Source organism: Micromonospora sp. DT233 (genome assembly GCF_049841815.1).
In the GTDB taxonomy this organism is placed as follows: Bacteria; Actinomycetota; Actinomycetes; order Mycobacteriales; family Micromonosporaceae; genus Micromonospora.
The window spans coordinates 136,348-155,597 of record NZ_JBNCLB010000005.1; the positions used below are offsets into that span (position 1 = coordinate 136,348).

A 19,250-nucleotide genomic window follows, 5' to 3' on the forward strand; every position below is an offset into this window, starting at 1 on the left:
TGGCCCGGTCACGGCTCGGTATCCTGCATCGATGACGGCCACCACGCCGACGCCGACCACCCCCGCTTCGCCGGGGCGTAACCGTGGCTTCCAGGCGTTCTGGTCGGCGCAGCTGCTCTCGGCGCTCGGTGACTCGTTCTCGCAGCTCGCCGTGCCGCTGCTGGTGCTCGACGCGACCGGCTCGATCGCCACCGCCGGGCTGCTCACCGGAGTCGGCGCCACGGCGGCGGTGCTCACCGGCCTCTTCGCGGGGGTCGTGGTCGACCGGTTCGACCGGCGGGCGCTGCTGATCGCCGCCGATCTGACGCGGATGCTGCTCTTCGCGGCGATCCCCCTGCTGTGGTGGCTGGTGCCGACCCCGCCGATCTGGCCGCTGTTCGTGCTGCTGCCGCTGGCCTCGGCGGTCGGGATGCTGTTCCAGGTCGCCGCCGTCACCGCCGTACGCGGCCTGGTCGCCGACGCGGAGCTGACCCGGGCGAACGGCCGCCTGTACGCCGGCACCGCACTGGCCGCGGTGGCGGGGCCGGCCCTGGCCGGCGTGCTGTCGGGCGCGGTCGGCCCGGCGGGCGCGGTGACCGTCGACGCCGTGAGCTTCGGGCTCTCTGCCGCGCTGCTGCTGGTGCGGCTGCCGACGCGGGCCGCCGCGCCCGCCGGGGCCGGCGACCGGGCGGGGCCGTGGGGGGAGTTCCTGGCCGGCGCGCGGTTCCTGCTGCGCCACCCGGTGCTGCGCCCGCTCACCGCGCTGCTGACGGTCTTCCTCCTGCTCAGCTACGGCGTGGACGACGTGCTCGTCTACCACCTCAAGCACGAGCTCGGCCAGGCCGACGGCGTGGTCGGCCTGGTGCTCACCGCCGGGGCGGCCGGCACGATGACCGGTTCGCTGCTCGTCGCGCTGCTGCGCCGGCGGTTCGGGTTCGGCGCGTGCTGGATCGGCGCGGTGGCCGTCACCGGGGTCGCCGTCGCGGCCCTGGCGCTGACCCACCACCCCGTGTCCGCCGGTGCGCTGCTGCTGGTCTACTGCGGCGGCCTGAGCGTCGGTGGCGTCTGCTCCATGTCGCTGCGGCAGGAGGTGACGCCGGAGCACCTGCTCGGCCGGGTCACCGCCGCGTTCTGGACGATCCACTTCTCGCTCGGTGGCGTCGGCGCGGCGGCGCTCACCTGGCTGGCCCAGCGGCACGGCACGTCAACGGCGTTCGCACTGGCCGGCGGCGGCTGCCTGGCCGTGACCGGGGCGGCCCTGCGCACCGCCGTCCGCCGCCCGCTGCGGCCCTCGGGTCACCCGATCGGGTGACCACCCGGCGTTGCCCCGCCGCCAGACGCGGGCGCTGTCAGACTCGGCCGCATGTCCAGCACCGGGGAGATCGTCACGCTCAGCGACGGCCGCCGGGCGGCGGTGCACCGGCTCGGGGCGCAGGCCGGCAATCGGGTGGTGGTGTTCTGCCACGCCACCCCGGGGTCGGGCGCCTTCGACCCCGACCCGGCGGCCACCCGCGCCGCCCGGGTCAGCCTGCTGGCGGTCGACCGGCCCGGCTACGGCGGCTCCGACCCGACCACCGGCTGGGCGGACGTGCCGACCGCCGCCGACGACCTCGCCGCCGTGCTCGAGGCGCGCGGCCTCGGCCCGGTGCCCGTGGTGGGCTGGTCGGGCGGGGGCCGGGTCGCCCTGGCGCTGGCCGCCCGCCGGCCGGACCTGGTGAGCCGGGTCGCGCTGCTGGCCACCCCCGCCCCCGACGAGGAGGTCCCCTGGGTCGACCCGCCGCAGCGGGACATGGTCGCGGCGCTGCGCGGTCAGCCGCTCGACGAGGTCCGCGCCCGGCTCGACGCCGCGCTGGCCCCCATGGTGCCGGCGGACCCGCAGGACCCTCGGGCGTACGGGCCGCTGCTCGACGTGGGCCCGGCCGACCAGGCGACGCTGGCCGCCCCCGGCGCCGCCCGCCGGCTCGGCGACATGCTGGCCGGGGCGTTCGCGCAGGGCGCGCGGGGGATGGTCGACGACCTGGCCGGGTTCACCCTGCGCCCGTGGGGCTTCACCCCCGCCCAGGTCGGCGCCGACACCCTGCTGCTCTACGGGGCCGACGACGCCCGCACCGGCCCGGAGCACGGCCGGTGGTGGCGCGACGCGCTCCCCGACGCGCGGCTGGAGATCGTGCCGGACGCCGGTCACCTGCTGGTGGTCCCCTCCTGGGCCCGGGTCCTCGACCACCTGGTCGGCCCTCCGCCGCGCGGCACCTCCGCCCGCGAGGCGGTCGCCTTCATCCTGCGCGCCCCCTGACCGCCCCCGCCCCGGTCACTCCGGGGCCGGTGGGGTGGGGAGGATCGCCAGGGCCAGCGTCAGGTCCAGCACCGTCGCCGGGTCCAGCAGGCGGTCGCCGTAGAGCTCGCGGACCTTCGCCATCCGGTAGCGCACGGTCTGCGGGTGCACGAAGAGGGCGGTGGCCACGTCGTCGCGGCGGCCCTGGTGCAGCAGCCAGGCGCGCAGGGTCTCGGCGAGCCGGTGGGCGGTGGCCGGCGGCAGCGACGCCAGCGGGCGCAGCACCTGCGCGCGCAGGTCGGCCAGCGCCTGCGGGTCGGTGCTGAGTAGCAGCTCGGCGAGGTGCTCCTCGGTGTCCAACGGCGCGTCGGCGCCGCCGGGCAGGCCGAGCAGCAGCGCCCGGCTGGCCCGCGCGTGCGACTCGGCGACCAGGTGCCAGGGCCGGGCCGGCCCCAGCACCGCCCGGTGCCCGTGCAGTACCCGGGCGAGCTGCCGCCGCCGGCCGCCGTGCGCGTCCGGCACCAGCAGCACGGCCAGCTCCTCCGCCGGCCCCACTGCGGGCACGTCCTCCGCGCTCTCCAGGGTGTGTGGGCTCAGCGCCGCCAGCGCGGCGCGCAGGCTGCTGCGGGGCAGCAGCACGACGGTCAGCGTCTGCGGTGGGGGCCAGTCCGCCCGCTCGGCGCTGCGGCGCAGCACCTCCTCGGGCTCGCCGGCCAACAACTGCTGGGTGAGCCGCTCCAGGTACCGTCGTCGGGCCCGCCCGGCGCTGGCCAGCTCGTCGGCGTGCCCGGCCACGCTGGCGGCGGAGAGCTCGTCGATGTAGGCGAACATCAGCTCGGCGAAGTCCGCGACGGTCTCGGCGGCCAACCCGCCGCGCACGGTGGTGGCGGAGAGCTCCCGCCAGGCCACCCGCGCCCCCACCCGGTACGCGGCCAGCAGCGCGTCCATGCTGCGCCCGGAGCGGGCCTCGCCGCTGCCCAGGGCGTACGCCGCCTCCAGCGCGGCGGTCAGCGGGATGTTCGGGTCCGCCGCCGGGGGGCCGACGATGAGCTTGAGGAACGTGCCCAGCGCGATGCGTACCGCGGTCTCGATCTTCTCCCGCATCTGCCCGGTGAGCGTGCCGGAGTAGGCGGGCACCTCGGCGGTGATCGCGGTGATCGTGCGCTCGGCGACCAACGGCAGCGTGGCGCGCAGCCCGGCGGCCATCTGCTCGGCCAGTTCCAGGTGGGCGGCGCGGTGGCTCGCCCCGGACCCTTCCGACATCTCTTTGTTCCCCCAGAACAAGACCCGGTGGCATATTCACCTCTTGTGGCCTAGATGTTATAAGACCGGGCCGCCAGGCTAAACGTATGACCACCACCGTCCCGCGCCCACCCGGCCGGCTCACCGTCCGGGACAAACTGTTCCGGCTGGCCGAGACGGTCACCACCCCGCTGCTGCCGGAGGACTACCTCGACCTGGTCGCGCCGCTGCGCTCCGGGGCGGCGCTGCGCGGCCGGATCGTCGACGTGCGCCCCGAGACGCGCGACGCGGCGACGCTGACCATCCGCCCCGGGCGCGGCTGGCGCGGGCACACCCCCGGGCAGTACGTCCGCCTCGGCGTGGACGTCGACGGGGTCCGCCAGTGGCGGGCGTACTCGCTGACCTCGGTCCCCGGCCGCCCCGACGGGCTGATCTCCGTGACCGTGAAGGCGATCCCCGACGGCAAGGTCAGCAACTACCTGGTCCGCCGGGCGAAGCCCGGCACCCTGGTCCACCTCGACCAGGCCCAGGGCGAGTTCGTCCAGCCCGCGACGGCCGTCGAGCGGATCCTCTTCGTCACCGCCGGCAGCGGCATCACCCCGGTCATGGGGATGCTGCGGGCCGGCGCGCACCAGGGCGCCGACGTCGTGCTGGTGCACTCCGCGCCGACCCCGGCCGACGTGATCTTCGGCGCGGAGCTGCGCGACCTCGCCGAGCGGGGCGCGATCCGCCTGGTCGAGCGGCACACCGACACCGACGGGGTGCTCGGCGTGGCCGACCTGGCCGACCTGGTCCCCGACCACCTCGACCGGCAGACCTGGGCGTGCGGCCCGATCGGCCTGCTCGACGCGGTCGAGGCGCACTGGGCCGACCGCGCGGTGACCGACCGACTGCACACCGAGCGGTTCCGGCCGACGATCGTCTCCCCGGGCGCCGGGGGCACCGTCACGTTCACCCGCGCCGGCGTCACCGTCGTCGCCGACGGCGCCACCGCCCTGCTCGACGCGGGCGAGGACGCCGGGGTGCTGATGCCGTCCGGGTGCCGGATGGGGATCTGCTACGGCTGCGTGGTGCCGCTGCGCGAGGGCGCGGTCCGCGACCTGCGCAACGGGGACCTGACCACCGCCGCCCCCGGTGACGGCGTGCTGATCCAGACCTGCGTGTCGGCGGCGGCCGGTACCTGCGACATCGACCTCTGACAGGAGAGCTGGACGTGACCGTTATCCAGAAGAAGGCCCACAACCCGATCGCCCACCTCACCGCGGAGGACATCGAGACCCTCGGCAAGGAGCTCGACGCCATCCGCGACCGGGTGATCGCCAGCCGGGGGGAGGCCGACGCCGCGTACATCCGCAAGCTGATCGCGAACCAGCGCCGGCTGGAGATGGGCAGCCGGGCCGTGCTGCTCTTCTCGCTCTTCCCGCCCGCCTGGGTGGTCGGCACCGCCGGCCTCGCGGTGGCCAAGATCCTGGAGAACATGGAGATCGGCCACAACGTCCTGCACGGTCAGTGGGACTGGATGCGCGACCCGAAGATCCACTCGACCACCTGGGAGTGGGACCACGTCTCCCCGGCCGAGCAGTGGAAGCACTCGCACAACGAGCTGCACCACACGTACACCAACGTGCTCGGCAAGGACAACGACCTCGGGTACGGCATCATGCGCGTCGACGAGGACCAGCGGTGGCACCCGTTCCACCTGGGCCAGCCGCTGTGGAACTTCATCAACGCCTGCTTCTTCGAGTACGGCATCGCCGCGTACGACCTGGAGCTGGGCCGCAACCTGCGCAAGGGCCGGCACAAGGCCCCCGAGTTCCGGGCCCGCGCCCGCGCGGTCGGCCGTAAGATCCGCCGCCAGTTCCTCAAGGACTACATCATCCACCCGCTGCTGTCGGGCCCGTCGTTCCTGCACACCCTGGCCGCCACCTTCACCGCGAACCTGATCCGCAACCTGTGGAGCCACTCGGTGATCATGTGCGGGCACTTCCCGGAGGGCGTGGAGACCTTCGAGCGGCGCTCCATCGTGGGGGAGACCCGGGGCGAGTGGTACGTGCGGCAGATGCTCGGCTCGGCCAACATCAGCGGCAGCAAGCTGATGCACATCATGACCGGCAACCTGTCGTACCAGATCGAGCACCACCTCTTCCCCGACCTGCCGAGCAACCGCTACCAGGAGATCGCCCCCGAGGTGCGGGCGCTGTTCGCGAAGTACGGCCTGACGTACACCGTCGGCCCGCTGCCCAAGCAGGTCGCGTCCGCCTGGTGGAAGGTCATCCGGCTCTCCCTGCCCAACCGCTCCACCCCGGCCCCGCGCCCGGCCGACGACCGCCCCACCCCGACCCCGGCCCTGGTCGACGCGTAGGTCACCCCGGCCGGCCGCCGGCCGCCGCCGACACCGCCACCCCGACCGGCCCCCCGCCGGTCGGGGTGGCGCCGGTTGGCGGGGGACCGGCCGGAGTGCCGCGCCGGCGGCGCAGCACCAACCAGGTGCCCAGGACCGTCAGCGAGACCAGCGGGGCCGGGTGGCCCAGCAGCGCGGCGACGCCCAGGTCCGCCGCCACCGCGGCGACGGTGGCGACGAAGACCCAGCGCGGCGCGGTGTCGTGGGAGACCCGGCGGCGGTCCTTCGGCATCCACCGGGTGGTCGCCCACGGCTTGGCCACCGACACCCAGGCCTGGAACGCGACGGCACCGGCCATCAGCGCGGAGCCGACCGCCAGCGGCAGCGCCGGGCCGTCCCGCCCGGCGACGGCGGCCGTGGCCGCCCCGGCCAGGGCGTCGCCGAGGACGAAGATGCCCAGGTAGAGCTGGACCAGGGTGATCGTGAACTTCACCAGCACCCAACGGTGCCGGAAGAACCCCCACGGGGTCGCGGCGGCCAGCATGAAGCCGGTGAACGCCGAGGCGTTGGCCAGCGGCGCGAGCAGCCGGCCGTCGAGCACCTGGGCCATGGCCGTGGCGCTGACCGCAGCGTCCCGGCTGGGGGTGGTGAGGCTGGTGGTGAGCAGCACGAAGATGGCCAGGGCCTGCGCCATCCAGCCCACCGAGGTCGTCACGTGCAGCCACACGGCGAGCTGACGCCAGCCGCGTCCGGAGCGAGTTGCCATGCCCTTCACGCTGCCACCGCCGCCGCCGGTGATCCATCGGAGGAAACCCGCAATCGTAGCGGCACCGTCCTAAGGGGAATCCCCGACGGGCCCGGACCGGCCCGAGGCGGGTGCGGTGCGGGTGCGCGGTGCGGGTGCGGCGCCGCCCCCTCAGTCGCCGGCCAGCAGCCGCTCGCGGACCTCCCGGCGCAGCACCTTGCCGATCTGCGAGCGGGGCAGCTCGTCGACGAAGACCACCCGCCGGGGCACCTTGTAGCCGGCCAGGTGCTCCCGGCAGCCGGCCCGCAACGTCGCCTCGTCCAGCTCGGCGTCGGGCTCGCCGACCACGGCGGCGACGACCTCCTCCCCGCCGTGCCCGGCGGGCAGGCCCACGGCGGCGGCGTCCCGGACGCCCGGCAGCCGGCGCAGCGCGTCCTCCACCTCGGAGGGGTAGACGTTGAAGCCGCCGGTGATGATCAGCTCCTTGATCCGGTCGATGACCGTGACGAAGCCGTCGTCGTCCATCACCACGATGTCGCCGGTGCGCAGCCAACCGTCGGGCAGCAGCGCCTTCGCGGTCTCCTCCGGGCGCCGCCAGTAGCCGGAGAAGACCTGCGGGCCGCGTACCAGCAGCTCGCCGGCCTCGCCCGGGGCCCGCTCGGTGGTCGGGTCGTCGGGGTCGACGATGCGCACGTCGGTGGAGGGGAACGGCACCCCCACCGTGCCGGGCCGCCGGGCGGGGGAGACCGGGTTGCCCAGGGTGATCGGCGAGGACTCCGTCATGCCGTACCCCTCGACCAGCAGGCCGCCGGTCACCGACTCCCAGAGCGCCACGGTCGCCGGCGGCAGCGCCATCGCGCCGGAGATGGCGTACCGCACGGAGCTGAGGTCCACGCCGCGCTCCCGGGCCACGGTGGCCAGCCGCTCGTAGATCGGCGGGACGGCGGGCAGGAACGTCGGCGGGCGGCGGCGGGCTGCGGCGAGCACCTGGTCGAGGTCGAAGCGGGGGAAGAGCACCAGCGTCGCGCCGATGCCCACCGAGAAGGTCAGGCAGAGCGTGAGCCCGTACGCGTGGAACAGCGGCAGCACCGCGTACACCGTCTCCTGGCCGTCGCGCAGCCCCGGCACCCAGGCGCGGCCCTGCGCGGCGTTGGCCCGCAGGTTACGGTGGGTGAGGATCGCGCCCTTCGGGGTGCCGGTGGTGCCCCCGGTGTACTGCAACAGCGCGGTGTCGTCCGGGCCGGGCGCGGGGTGCTCGGCCGGCAGCGGCCCGGCGGCGGCCAGCAGGTCCGCCCAGCGCAACGCGCCCGGGGCGGGGCCGGTCATGGCCGCGCGGGTCGCGCGGACCCCGGCCGTGGGCAGCCGCAGCACCCAGCGCTTCAGCCGGGGCAGGGCGGCGGTGAGGTCCACCGCCACCACGGTCTGCACCGCGCCCCGGCCGCGTACCAGCGGGGCGACCTTGTCCCAGACCACGGCCACCCGCGCGCCGTGGTCGGTGAGCTGCTGGTCGAGCTCCGAGGCGGTGTAGAGCGGGTTGTGCTCGACCACCACCGCGCCCAGCCGCAGCGCCGCGTAGAAGGCCACCACGTGCTGCGGGCAGTTCGGCAGCACCAGCGCCACCCGGTCGCCCCGGTCGACGCCGAGGCGGCGCAGCGCCTCCGCCGCGCGGCCCACCTGCTCCACCAGTTCCGCGTACGTGGTGGTGGCCCCGTAGAAGTCCAGCGCCACCCGGGGGCCGAAGCGCTGGGCCGCGTCCCGGAGCAGGTCGACCAGCGAGCCGTCGGGCTCGGTGACGCCTGCCGGCACCCCGGGGGCGTAGCTGCGCAGCCAGGGGCGTTCGGCGGTCGGCTCCACTCGGTTCTCCTCGAAGGCGGTCGGTCGGTGTCCCGCTGGGCGCCGGCGGGCGCGGGACGGCCCACGGGAACCCCGTCGGCCGCCCACCGCCCTACCCTACGGTCCGGTAACCTACGGTCTCGTAGGTAGGGTGCCCGCCGGCCGGTCAGCGCCGCCCGGAGCGCTCGCTGCGCAGCGCCCGGCGGCCCCGCAGGTACGCGAGGACGACGAACACGACCGCCGCGACCACCCCGATGATCACCAACCAGCGCACCGCTTCGAGGAGCAGCCCGAGCAGGATGAGCACGCCGGCGACGACACCGACGACCCAGAGCATGGCGCGCATCTGACCTCCCGTGGCCCGCCCGACGCCCGCCGCGCGGCGACCCCGACGCCTTTCCCGGTCCGGCCGCCGCCATTCCTGCCGCGCCCCGGTCGGTGCCGGTCAGCGGCGGAGGCCGGCCCCGGCTACCGGCGGGCCACGTAGACCGTGTTGGCGGACTCCCGGCCCTGCAACGGGTTGGGGAAGCGGACGACGTGGGCCAGGGAGGTCGGGAACACCCCGGTCAGCACCCGCTGGAAGTCCCCGTCGGGCGGGTCGTTGGACCAGAGCGCGAAGACCCCGTCCGGGTGCAGCAGGTCGGCGAGCCGGCGCAGCCCGTCCTCGGTGTAGAAGGGGGCGTGCGCGGGGTGCAGCACGTGCCGGGGGGAGTGGTCCACGTCCAGCAGGATCGCGTGGAAGCGCCGGCCGGGCTGGTCCGGGTCGAAGCCCGTGCCGTCGGCCACCGCCGCGAAGAAGTCCGCCCGCACGAAGCGGGTGCGCGCGTCGTCGGCCAGCCCCGCCGCGAACGGCAGCAGGCCCCGCCGGTGCCAGTCGATGACGTCCTCGATCGCCTCCACCACCACCATCGACCGGACCCGCGGGTCCTCCAGCGCGGTGCGGGCCGTGTAGCCCAGGCCGAGGCCGCCGACCACCACGTCGAGGGCGTCGCCGGCCAGCGGGGCCAGCCCCAGCCGGGCCAGCTCGATCTCCGCCACCGGGAAGAGGCTGGACATCAGGAACTCGTCGCCCAGCTTGACCTCGTACACCTCGCGGTCCAGCGCGGGGTCGTGCCGCCGCCGCAGGCTGATCTCCCCGATCGGGGTCTCCCGCCAGGCCAGTTCCTCGAATCGCACGCCCACGGGGGTCCTCACTTCGGCCGGTCCGGTCCGAGCGGATGCTACCGCCCGCGGCGGGCCGACCACCGCGACACCACCGATCCGGTACGCCCGCCGCGCGGCGTCGGGTGCGCCGGTCAGGCCGCGGGCTTCTCCCAGACCGAGACGTGCCCGGTGCTCTCGTGCGTGAACGGCGCCCGGTCCCAGCCCGCCCAGCGCTCCCGCAGCCGCAGGCCGGCGAGCTGGGCCATCAGGTCGAGCTCGGCGGGCCAGACGTAGCGGAAGGGGATCGACCGGAACTCGCCGCGCCCGTCGACGAGGTTGACGTAGTTCGAGCTGCACGCCTGGGTCGCGGCGTCGTAGACGTCGTACGCCCAGGTGGTCGGGCCGGCCTGCCAGAGCACGACGTCCTCGCCGGGCGGGATCCGGCGCAGCGACGGCACCTCGACCTCGACGACGAAGCAGCCACCCGGTTCGAGCTGCGCCGCGACGGTGCGGAAGCAGGCCACCTGCCCCGCCTGGGTGGTCAGGTTCATGATCGTGTTGTAGACCAGGTACGCCAGGGTGAACGTGCCGTCGACCCGGGTCGTGGCGAAGTCGCCGACCGTCACGCCGACGGCCTCGCCGCCGGGCTTGGCGCGCAGCCGAGCCACCATCGCCCGGGACATGTCCACGCCGTGCACCGGCACCCCGCGCCCGGCCAGCGGCAGGGCGATGCGTCCCGTCCCGACGCCCAGCTCCAGCGCCCGACCGGCGCCGGCGAGCTCGGCCAGCAGATCCACCGTGGCCGCCACCACGGCCGGGTGGAACCGCTCGTCCGACGGGTCGTCGTAGCGCGCCGCGACCGGCTCCCCGAAGTATCCGTCGTCGTCCATCGCCGGACCGTACTCCGGGCACTCGTGGCGCCGCCGCCGAATTTCGGGTCGTCGGTCGCGGCATTGGCCCGGGGTGCGGAGATCCGTCGACCGGGCTCGAACCGGCGTCCTGCCGGTCTCTAGCCGGCTGCTCTACCACTGAGCTACGGCGGATCTCCGCGCGTCCCGGCGGCTGGGCTCGAACCAGCGTCCACCCGGTAAGAAGCCGGGCGCTCTACCACTGAGCTACGACGGGCCGCCCGGAATGCTGCCCGATCAGCCTTCCGCGTGTCCACTCGGTTTCGGCAGGTCGCTCACCACGACGCCGTCGGGAATGCCGGCCCGGTCGAGCCCGCCGGTCACGGCCTTGCCGGAGAACGCCCCCGCCGAGCGCAGCACCGTGGCCCAGACGGGGTCGGCGATCGACACCCCGTGCACCAGTTCGGGGGTGGGCCGGAACGCTCCGAGGGCCCCGGCCGGTCGCGGTGCCACCCAGCCGGAGCCGACGGGGTCGACGCCCGCGTCGGCGCAGGCGGCCTCCACGTCCCGCCGGACGCAGGTGGCCGTGCCGTCGAGCACCTCCCACGGCAGCGGCAGCCGCGCCCAGACGCCCAGGTCGGGATGGAGCCCGCCGCCGGCCGACCGGTGCCACGCGGCCAGGTCCGCGGCGATCAACATCATCGCCTTGCCCGGGCAGGACGCCTCCAGCAGGCCGATGCTGCCCGATGCCGCCAGGGTGGCGAGCCACGCGGCCCGGGCGGTGTTGTACGCGCCGCAGAGCAGGTTCCACGTCGAGGAGTCGTTGCCGCGCCGAACGACCATCGTGGCCCGGTCGAACTCGCTGGCCGACCAGACCCGCTGGAGCAGGCCGGCGACCTGCCGCATGGTCGTCCACCAGCGGCCCAACAGCTCCCCGCGCCGGGCCTCGGAGAGCCGTGCCAGGACCTCCGGGGCCGGGTAGGCCTGCGCGATCATCCACCAGTCCGTGGCCGGGTTGCCGGCGCAGCGGCGGAACAGCAGGTCGGCGACCTCGTCGTACGGATTGTCCCGTCCGGAGAGGGTGAATTCCCGGCGCAGCTTGCGCTTGGCCGTGTAGTAGGCGACGAAGCTCCCCGCCCAGGGGTCGGCCAGGAACGCGCCCCGTTCGATGCCGGCGGCGAAACCGCCCCGGGCGACCAGGGTCAGGTCCCGCTTGGTCTGTTCGGTGCCCAGCCGGGCCGCCTTCGCCGCCACCCGCTGCGCGACCCGGAACCGCCGGTTGTACTGGCGCTTCGACAGCTCGATTCCGGCGGCCGAACGGGCCTGCCGGCTCAGACGGTCCCGAAGGAAGTCCAGCCGGTGCGGATCGACGGCCCCGAGGGACTCGCCGAGCCGGAGGGTGAACTCCAGCAGCGAGGCGGGATCGTCGGCGTCGACACCGTCGGCCGGCAGGTCGAACAGGCGCCGCGCCGCCGCGACCTGGCGCTCGCCGCCGACCGGACGGGCGAACTCCGACGACATCGCGCTCCACCCGTTCCAGCGGGAGGCGGCGCGGGCGGCGCGACCCAACAGCATCCGCTCCCGGATCCCGAGCTGGTCGCCGACGGCGCGGAGCACCAGGTGCGCGACGTCCTCCGGTCGTGGCCGCTGGGCCAGCGACCCGTGCATCGCGAGCAGAGCTTCCTGGGCGGAGAGACCGGCGGCAGACATGACGGCGATCCTGGCAGCGCCGGGGAGACTCCGGCAACACCATTCACGCCCCGCCGTCGGTCCCCGTCGCGGGCCGCCACGGCCGGCCCACCGAGGGCGTACGCCGAAATGGCTTGGCCGCTGCGGCCAGGATCGTGGGGTGAGCCACGACGACCTGCGCTCCGACCGACCGGTGCCCGAGTCCGCGGCTCGACTGCGGGCGATCGTCGACGGGTACGCCCTCGACGAGGCCGCCCGGCCGGGCCTGGCCGCCATGCTGGGCCGGCGGGCCCGAGCGATGTACGACCTGCTGCGCCGGGGCCACGACGAACAGCGCCAGCCGTGGGCGAGGATCTGGAACGAGGACGGCCCCTACTGGTCGGCGACGGCGCAGTACCTTGACGCGCACACCGAGACCTGGGCCGAGGCGCTGCGGCATTGAACTCGTGCCGTGGCCCATCGTCACCGCACCGGCGACGGAGGGTCTTCGCGGGGTCGACGCGCCGCTTATCCTGTGCGCCGACCGACCGTCGGAGGGGACCGCATGCCGTCGCGGCAGGACCAGCTGCACTCGTACCAGTTCACCGTCCAGCGGGCCGTCGCCGCCCTGGTGATGCGGGAGACCGACCCGCCGCGTTCGCCGTTTCGGCGGCTGGCCGGGGCCGGCCTGGCCAGCGTCCTGGTCGCGGCGATCGCGCTGGGCGGCTTCGCCCTGTACGGGCTCTTCACCGGCGGGGACGGCAAGTGGCGCGACGCCGACGCGGTGCTCGTGGAGAAGGAGTCCGGGGCCCGTTTCGTCTACCGGGAGGGCCGGCTGCACCCGGTGCTCAACTACGCCTCCGCGCTGTTGATCATCGGCGCGGAGCGCCCGCGGACCGTGCTGGTGTCCCGCCGCTCGATCGAGGGGGTGCCGCGCGGGTTGCCGCTGGGCATCCCCGACGCCCCCGACTCGCTGCCCGACCGGGGCCGGCTCTCCACCGCACCGTGGAGCGTCTGCTCGGTCGCCGCCACCGAGGCCGAGCGGGCCGACCCCCGCTCGGCCGTGCTGATCGGCGCGGCGACCGGCGGCGGCCGGTCCCCGGGCGACGACGCGCTGCTGCTGCGGGACCCCGACGGCGGGCTGCACCTGGTGTGGCACGCCCGCCGGTACCCGCTGCGCGACACCGGCCGGTCGCTGGCCGCCCTCGCCGCCACCCGGCACCGCGCGGTGCCCGCCGCGCCCGCCCTGATCGACAGCCTCCCGGCCGGGGCCGACCTCGCCCCGCCGGAGCTGCCCGGCCTCGGCCGCCCCTCGGACGGGGTGAGCGGCGCGGTGGTCGGCGACGTCTTCCTGATCCGCAACTCCGGCGGCGGTCGGCAGTACGCCGTCGCCCTCGCCGACGGCCTCGCCGGCATCACCGAGTTGCAGGCCAACCTGCTGCTGGCCCGCACCGGCCAGGGCGGGCCGCAGGCGCTGAGCCTCGGCCGGTTCGCCGCGCTGCCCAAGCAGCCGGACCTGGTGCCGACCGGGCCGGCCGCCCCGCCGACCAGCCCGCCCCGGTTGGCCACCGCGGACGGCGGGGCGCTCTGCGTCGGCGTCGGCGGCGACGGCGAGGCGCGCGACGTACGCCTCGGTGCGCGGCTGCCCGACCTGACCGGCAGCCCGCGGACGGCGGGCGCGGCGGTCGCCGACCACGTGCTGGTCGAGCCGGGCCACGGGGCCGTCGTGGAGGCGGTCGCCGCGCCGGGTGCCACCGGCGGCGCGGTCTGCGTGGTCACCGACCTCGGCCGGCGGTACGTGCTGACCGACCCCGAGGTGCTCGGCCCGCTCGGCTACCAGGGCGTGCGGCCCGTCCGGTTGCCGGCGGGCCTGGTCGACCTGGTGCCCGCCGGCAGCCCGCTCGACCCGGCCGCCGCCCGCGCCGTCGCCGCTCCCGCCTGACCCGACGCGCGATGCCGCCGGACAGCGGCGTTTCAGAGCTCGATGTCGAACGAGGCGACGACCCCGTTGTGGTCGGAGTTGGTCTCGCCGACGAGGTGGTAGTCGTTGAGCCAGAGGTGCTGGCGGGCCTCGACGCGCTTCCAGAAGTAGATGTAGTCGATGTGCCGGTTGCCGTGCGTTCCGCCCCCCTTCTCGCCCTTCAGGTTGTAGACCGAGCGCAGGTTCGGCAGGTCGTTGGCCTCGAAGACCTTCCAGGGGAACTTGACATGCCCGTACGCCTTGTCGGCGCTGAAGTCGACGTTCAGGTCGCCGCTGACCACGACCTCGCCCAGGTCCTGCTTGCGGATCGCCAGGCTCTTGACGTCCTGGAACTGCTTCTGGGCGCACTCGGTCCGTGGCTCGTCATCCGGTCGGCCGTTGGTCTCGATGTCGGCGTTGGCGTGCAGGTTGATGTGGATGATGTCGCGTCCGCTCGCCTTGTGCCTGTATCGGACCCAATTGTTGTAGCGGGCCGGCGGGGCATCACCGGGGCCGTCGGTGTCGCAGACGAATTCGGAGTCCTTTCCGACCACGTCGAACATGCTCTTCTTGGCCAGCAGGGCCTCGTTGGCGGCCTGCGTCGGCCCCGGCATGTAGAGCCACCAGCCGTTCGCCGCGGCCCAGTCCTGCAGGAACTCCTTGCGCTGGCCCACCTCGTTGAGCCCGACCAGGTCGGCCTTCGACGTGATCAGTTCCAGGTCGGCGACGAATTCGGCGCGGTTCAGCTTGTAGAGGATGTTCAGCGTCGCGACCTGGATGGTGGCGGTTGCCGCTGCGGCCGGCACCGCCGGCTGCAGCCCGATCAGCAGTGCGACCGCGCCGACAAAAGCGGTCAGCCGGCGTGCCAACCCATGACGTCTCTGCTTCATGGAATGTCCCTTCGTGGGCCGGTAACCGGCCGACTCCGATCGACGCATGTGCAGATGTTAGATCGAAGTGCGTCCTGCCGAGCCGCACGAAGGAAAAGGTAGGGGGAGCTTCGGTTGTGGCGCACGGCGATCCGCAGGGTGCTCTCGTCGGTGCCGGCCTTGCCGAGCGCCATCGCCGCCGTGGCGCTCTTCCTGGCCTCGGACGCGTCGAGCTACGTCAACGGCGCGCAGTGGTTCGTCGACGGCGGCTCCGCACAGATCTGACGACGAGCGTCGCCGGCATCGCCGCCGGTGGGTCAGTCGGCGGGGCGGCGCAGCACGGTGACCGCGAAGTCCGCGTCGTCGCGCCAGGGGCGCAGGTCCCAGGTGGCGAAGCGGTGCTCGCGGCGCAGCCCGGCGGCGACCGCGTCGGCGTCGAAGTCGGCCAGGGCATAGCCCCGGTCGGTGCCGAAGCCGACCGCCAGCACCCCGTCGGGGCGCAGGTGGGCGGCGATGCGGCGGAGCACCTCCCGCTCGGTGCCGGGGGCGACGAAGGTCATCACGTTGCCGGCCACCACGGCCGCGTCGAACGGCTCCGGCTCGCCGGCCGCCACCAGGTCCAGCTCGGCGAGGTCGCCGACCAGCCAACGCGGGCCGGGGTAGTCGACGCCGGCGGCCTCGACCAGCGCCGGGTCGGCGTCCACGCCCACCACCGCGTGGCCGCGCGCGTGCAGCGCCGCGCCGACCCGCCCGGTGCCGCAGCCGGCGTCGAGGACGCGGGAGCCCGGCGGCACCAGCGCGTCCAGCAGCCGGGCCTCCCCGGCCAGGTCGGCGCCCTCGGCCGCCATCCGGCGGAAGCGGTCGATGTACCACTGCGAGTGTTCGGGGCCGGTGTCGGTCGTCCAGCGGGTCGGGTTGGCCATGACCCCACGCTAGCCGGGCCCGGTGGCGACCCGCCGGCCACCCACCGACCCCGGCCGCCGGCCTCGACGTGCCCGAAGGCCCCGTGACCCCGGCTCGCCGGCCTCCGACGTGCCGGAGGCCGGCGGGGCCGGGGGCGGGGGCGCTCAGCCCTTCTCCGCGCCGCCGGTCAGCCCCTCGGTGAGCAGCCGCTCGCTGGCGAAGAAGAGCAGCACGATGGGGAGGGTGAGGATCACCGAGCCGGCCATCAGCACCGTCTTGGGCACCTCGACGCCGTCGGAGAGCAGCGACAACCCGAGCGACACCGTCCAGCGGTCCGGCTTGTCGACCATGAAGAGCAGGGCGAAGAGGTACTCGTTCCAGGCGATCATGAAGTCGTAGAGGGCGACCGCCATGATCGACGGGGCGGCGAGGGGGAGGCTGACCCGGCGGATGATGCCGAGCCGCCCGGCCCCGTCGATCGCGGCGGCCTCCTCCAGGCTGATCGGGATGGTCTCGAAGTAGTTCTTCAGCATGTAGACCGAGACCGGCAGGGTCTGCGAGATGTAGACCAGCACCAGCCCGAAGAGCGAACCGCGCAGCCCGGCGCGGGTGAAGACCACGAAGAGCGGGATCGCGATGACGATCGACGGGAAGAGGTAGACCGCCAGGAAGAGCGCGCTGACGTGCCGGCGGCCGAAGAACCGCAACCGCGACACCGCGTACGCGCCGGGGATGGCCACCACCAGCGTCAGCGCGGTCGCGGCGACCGCGACCAGGCCGCTGTTGCGGATGAAGGTGAGGAAACCCTGGCCGCCGTCGTCGGTGGCCTTGAGCACCTCGGCGTACGTGGCGACGGTGAGCTCGCCCAGCGGCACCAGCAGCGAGCCGGGGTGCAGCAGCAACTGCTCGATGGGGCGCACCGAGAGCACCAGCATGTACCAGAACGGCAGCACGGTGATCACCAGGAACCCGGCGATCACCGCCCGGCGCAGCCAGCGCAGGGACACCGTCTCGATCCGGTCCCGGTCCATCACGATTCCTTCCGGCCGGCGAAGAAGCGCAGGTACAGCGCGACGAAGACGAGCAGCACCACGGCCAGCACGACGGCCTGGGCCGCCGCCGCGCCGACGTCGGTGCGCGCGGTGAGGAACTGGTAGACCCGGACGCTGACCACCTCGGTGCCGGCGGCCCCGCCGGTGAGCAGGTACACGTCGTCGAACTTGTTGAACGTCATGATGAAGCGCAGCACCCCGAGCAGGGCGATCACCGGCATGAGCTGGGGCAGCAGGATGTGCCGGAAGCGCTGGGTGGGGGTGGCCCCGTCGACGCGGGACGCCTCCTCCAGCTCGCCGGGCACGGCCTGGAGCCGGGCCAGCAGGAACAGGAACGCGAACGGGAAGTACCGCCACGCCTCGAACGCGATCACCGTCGCCAGGGCGGTGGAGTCCTGGGACAGGAACGGGATCGGGTTGTCCCAGCCGAGGAAGCGCCGGCCCCAGTCGTTGACGATGCCGAGCTGCGGGTCGAGCATCACCTGCCAGACGAAGGCGACGGCGACCACCGGCGCCACGTACGGCAGCAGCATCGACGCCCGCACGAGGGTGCGCCCCCGGAACGGCCGGCGGACGACCAGCGCGGCGACCAGGCCGATCAGGATCGACCCGCCGGTGCCGCCCAGGCTGTAGAGCAGGGTGGTCCAGAGGGTGTCGACGAAGCCGGGGGTGTGCACCACCCGGTCGAGGTTGTCGAGGGTGAACTCGCCGAAGAGGCCGTGCTTGCGCAGGGTGGCCAGGCGGACCCGTTGGAAGGCCAGCGCGATGGTCCAGATGATCGGCAGGCCGACCACCGCCAGCACGACCAGCAGGGTGGGGGCGACCAGGGCGAGCCCGTCGCGGGACTCGCGGCGGCGCTGCGTCTGCGGGCGGCGGCCGGTGCGGGCGGGGCGATCCTGCTCTCGGGAGCGCCCCGGGCCGGGTGCGGTGGTGGTCAATTGACGCCCGCCTTGATCGCGTCGACGTCCTTCTTGGCCCGCCGGGCGGCCGTCGCGGCGTCGGACTTGCCGGAGATCACGTCCGCGAGGGCCCGGGGCACGGGCAGCTCCCCGAGGATCGTGCCGACGAGTTTGCCCTGCCCCTGGGTGATGCCCCAGCGTTGGAAGGTGTCCGGGCTGCGGCGCAGCGCGGCGAGCACGTCGTCGTCGTACACCTCGGTCAGGGGTTGCTTGCGGTCGACGCCGGCCGGGCTGGTGTTCCAGGCGGTGAGGAACTTCTCCGGGTCGTCGGCGGTGCCCTTGCGCACCGGGAAGCGCCCCTCGGGGGACATGCCGAACCAGCGCGGGTACGCCTCGCCGAGCATGAACTGCACGAGGTCCTTGGCCGGGTCGGCGGCCCCGTCGAGCACCGTCCAGGAGCTGATCTCGCCGTACTGGGCGGGGGCGGCGCCGTTGGGGCCCTTGATCGCGGTGACGAAGCCGCTGTTCTCGGCGAGGAAGCTCGGGTCGGCCTGGCACTGCGGGCAGGTCGGCCGGGCGTCGTCGCGCAGCCCGGCCAGCTCGTCGAGGATGAACGGCGACCAGACCAGCATCGCCGCCTTGCCGGCGAAGTAGGTGGCCCGGGTCGTGTCCACGTCCTGCGCGCCCTTGACTGAGGAGGTGCGGATCAGGTCGCCGTAGAAGCGGAACGCCTCGACGCACTCGGGGGAGTCCAGCCGCACCGCCCCGGAATCGTCGGTGAGCTGACAGTTGTTGGCCAGCGCCAGGTGCTCGAAGGTCTGTTGGGTGAAGACGTCGCCGGGGGCGGTGGACGCGGCGATCCCGGCCACCCCGCCGACGTGCAGCTTCGCCGCGGCGGCGGCGATCTTCTCGTACGTGTCGGGGACGGGCAGCCCGGCGGCGGCGAAGAGGTCCTTGCGGTAGACCAGGAGCTGCCCCCAGCCGTCGCTGGGCACGGCGAGCTGCCGGCCGCCGTCGGCGGTGAGCTGCAGGGCGCGGGCGGAGAAGGTCTGCCGCCCGAGCGTGTCGACGATCTCGCCGTTGGCGGAGGCGTGCAGCAGCTCGTTGCTGGCGAGGGTGCGCACGCCGGCCAGGGGGACGGCCCCGACCACGTCGGGCAGGTCGCCGGAGGCGGCACTGGTGGCGATCAGGGCGGGGAACTGGTCCTCGTTGACGGTGACCAGCTCCACCTTGGTCCCGGTGCGGGCGGTGAAGTCGGCGACGATCGCCTTGGTGGCGGTGACCCGGTCGGCCACGTCCTCCAGGCTCCACACTGTCAGGGTCGAGTCGTCGCCGGACTCGTCGGCGTCACAGGCCAGCAGGGACACGCCGGTTACTGCCATGATCAGGGCCGAGGCGAAGATCCGCATCGAGGGTGATGGCATCGGTGGCACTCCTCTCGAAGGGTACATGACGGATTCAATACGTTGCATTGATCAATTACAAGACATATACCG

The 19,250-nt window shown here is 74.3% G+C and carries 19 protein-coding genes and 2 tRNA genes; 7 read left to right on the plus strand and 14 right to left on the minus strand.

Annotation, left to right across the window (positions count from 1 at the left end; all coding sequences use genetic code 11):
- Positions 1 to 31 precede the first annotated feature (31 nt).
- Together ACLQ2V_RS14355 and ACLQ2V_RS14360 are read left to right on the plus strand one after the other, a co-directional pair.
- Positions 32 to 1,291, plus strand: coding sequence for an MFS transporter (locus ACLQ2V_RS14355; RefSeq protein WP_425718956.1), 1,260 nt, complete (start codon positions 32 to 34; stop codon positions 1,289 to 1,291).
- Between the two features lie 51 nt (positions 1,292 to 1,342).
- Entirely contained in the window at positions 1,343 to 2,272 is a 930-nt protein-coding gene (locus tag ACLQ2V_RS14360; RefSeq protein WP_425718957.1) for an alpha/beta fold hydrolase, read from the plus strand.
- 15 nt (positions 2,273 to 2,287) lie between these two features.
- On the opposite strand, the gene ACLQ2V_RS14365 is transcribed toward ACLQ2V_RS14360, so the two are convergent.
- On the minus strand, positions 2,288 to 3,514 hold the full coding sequence (locus tag ACLQ2V_RS14365; RefSeq protein WP_425718958.1) for a PucR family transcriptional regulator: 1,227 nt from the start codon (positions 3,512 to 3,514) through the stop codon (positions 2,288 to 2,290).
- 86 nt (positions 3,515 to 3,600) lie between these two features.
- On the opposite strand from ACLQ2V_RS14365, the gene ACLQ2V_RS14370 reads away from it, so the two are divergent.
- Both ACLQ2V_RS14370 and ACLQ2V_RS14375 read left to right on the plus strand, forming a co-directional pair.
- Positions 3,601 to 4,692 (plus strand): ferredoxin reductase, encoded by a 1,092-nt coding sequence (locus tag ACLQ2V_RS14370; protein WP_425718959.1) that lies wholly within the window; start codon positions 3,601 to 3,603, stop codon positions 4,690 to 4,692.
- A gap of 14 nt (positions 4,693 to 4,706) precedes the next feature.
- Positions 4,707 to 5,855: a fatty acid desaturase family protein gene (locus tag ACLQ2V_RS14375; protein ID WP_425718960.1), complete on the plus strand. Its 1,149-nt coding sequence runs from the start codon at positions 4,707 to 4,709 to the stop codon at positions 5,853 to 5,855.
- A gap of 1 nt (position 5,856) precedes the next feature.
- On the opposite strand, the gene ACLQ2V_RS14380 is transcribed toward ACLQ2V_RS14375, so the two are convergent.
- From ACLQ2V_RS14380 to ACLQ2V_RS14415, 8 genes are all read right to left on the minus strand, one after another.
- Positions 5,857 to 6,600, minus strand: coding sequence for a hypothetical protein (locus ACLQ2V_RS14380; protein ID WP_425718961.1), 744 nt, complete (start codon positions 6,598 to 6,600; stop codon positions 5,857 to 5,859).
- Positions 6,601 to 6,750: 150 nt separating this feature from the next.
- Positions 6,751 to 8,433, minus strand: coding sequence for a long-chain-fatty-acid--CoA ligase (locus ACLQ2V_RS14385; protein ID WP_425718962.1), 1,683 nt, complete (start codon positions 8,431 to 8,433; stop codon positions 6,751 to 6,753).
- Positions 8,434 to 8,578: 145 nt separating this feature from the next.
- Entirely contained in the window at positions 8,579 to 8,758 is a 180-nt protein-coding gene (locus tag ACLQ2V_RS14390) for a hypothetical protein (RefSeq protein WP_425718963.1), read from the minus strand.
- Positions 8,759 to 8,880: 122 nt separating this feature from the next.
- Positions 8,881 to 9,588: a spermidine synthase gene (locus tag ACLQ2V_RS14395; protein ID WP_425718964.1), complete on the minus strand. Its 708-nt coding sequence runs from the start codon at positions 9,586 to 9,588 to the stop codon at positions 8,881 to 8,883.
- A gap of 119 nt (positions 9,589 to 9,707) precedes the next feature.
- On the minus strand, positions 9,708 to 10,445 hold the full coding sequence (locus ACLQ2V_RS14400; RefSeq protein ID WP_425718965.1) for a class I SAM-dependent DNA methyltransferase: 738 nt from the start codon (positions 10,443 to 10,445) through the stop codon (positions 9,708 to 9,710).
- An 81-nt stretch (positions 10,446 to 10,526) separates the two neighbouring features.
- Positions 10,527 to 10,598, minus strand: a tRNA-Ser gene (locus tag ACLQ2V_RS14405).
- Positions 10,599 to 10,608: 10 nt separating this feature from the next.
- A tRNA-Arg gene (locus ACLQ2V_RS14410) sits at positions 10,609 to 10,680 on the minus strand.
- 20 nt (positions 10,681 to 10,700) lie between these two features.
- On the minus strand, positions 10,701 to 12,113 hold the full coding sequence (locus ACLQ2V_RS14415; RefSeq protein ID WP_425718966.1) for a hypothetical protein: 1,413 nt from the start codon (positions 12,111 to 12,113) through the stop codon (positions 10,701 to 10,703).
- A gap of 139 nt (positions 12,114 to 12,252) precedes the next feature.
- On the opposite strand from ACLQ2V_RS14415, the gene ACLQ2V_RS14420 reads away from it, so the two are divergent.
- Together ACLQ2V_RS14420 and eccB are read left to right on the plus strand one after the other, a co-directional pair.
- Positions 12,253 to 12,534, plus strand: coding sequence for a hypothetical protein (locus ACLQ2V_RS14420; RefSeq protein WP_425718967.1), 282 nt, complete (start codon positions 12,253 to 12,255; stop codon positions 12,532 to 12,534).
- 102 nt (positions 12,535 to 12,636) lie between these two features.
- Positions 12,637 to 14,013 carry a type VII secretion protein EccB gene (gene eccB / locus ACLQ2V_RS14425; protein WP_425718968.1) on the plus strand — a complete coding sequence of 459 codons (1,377 nt, stop codon included), beginning with the start codon at positions 12,637 to 12,639 and terminating at the stop codon, positions 14,011 to 14,013.
- A gap of 32 nt (positions 14,014 to 14,045) precedes the next feature.
- Here eccB and ACLQ2V_RS14430 read toward each other — a convergent pair whose 3' ends face one another.
- A complete protein-coding gene (locus tag ACLQ2V_RS14430; protein ID WP_425718969.1) occupies positions 14,046 to 14,921 on the minus strand; it encodes an endonuclease/exonuclease/phosphatase family protein in 876 nt (291 codons plus the stop codon).
- Positions 14,922 to 15,071: 150 nt separating this feature from the next.
- On the opposite strand from ACLQ2V_RS14430, the gene ACLQ2V_RS14435 reads away from it, so the two are divergent.
- The gene (locus tag ACLQ2V_RS14435; protein WP_425718970.1) at positions 15,072 to 15,185 is read left to right on the plus strand and encodes an SDR family oxidoreductase; all 114 of its coding nucleotides are present in this window, start codon (positions 15,072 to 15,074) and stop codon (positions 15,183 to 15,185) included.
- A 32-nt stretch (positions 15,186 to 15,217) separates the two neighbouring features.
- Here the strand turns inward: ACLQ2V_RS14435 and ACLQ2V_RS14440 are convergent, their stop codons facing one another.
- The 4 genes from ACLQ2V_RS14440 to ACLQ2V_RS14455 all read right to left on the minus strand — a co-directional run bounded on the left by ACLQ2V_RS14440 (position 15,218) and on the right by ACLQ2V_RS14455 (position 19,178).
- On the minus strand, positions 15,218 to 15,823 hold the full coding sequence (locus ACLQ2V_RS14440) for a class I SAM-dependent methyltransferase (protein WP_425718971.1): 606 nt from the start codon (positions 15,821 to 15,823) through the stop codon (positions 15,218 to 15,220).
- Positions 15,824 to 15,967: 144 nt separating this feature from the next.
- Positions 15,968 to 16,834, minus strand: coding sequence for a carbohydrate ABC transporter permease (locus ACLQ2V_RS14445; protein ID WP_425718972.1), 867 nt, complete (start codon positions 16,832 to 16,834; stop codon positions 15,968 to 15,970).
- A complete protein-coding gene (locus ACLQ2V_RS14450) occupies positions 16,834 to 17,793 on the minus strand; it encodes a carbohydrate ABC transporter permease (RefSeq protein ID WP_425718973.1) in 960 nt (319 codons plus the stop codon). The genes ACLQ2V_RS14445 and ACLQ2V_RS14450 overlap by 1 nt, the downstream gene beginning before the upstream one ends.
- The gene (locus ACLQ2V_RS14455) at positions 17,790 to 19,178 is read right to left on the minus strand and encodes an ABC transporter substrate-binding protein (RefSeq protein WP_425718974.1); all 1,389 of its coding nucleotides are present in this window, start codon (positions 19,176 to 19,178) and stop codon (positions 17,790 to 17,792) included. The genes ACLQ2V_RS14450 and ACLQ2V_RS14455 overlap by 4 nt, the downstream gene beginning before the upstream one ends.
- Between the last annotated feature and the right edge of the window lie 72 nt (positions 19,179 to 19,250).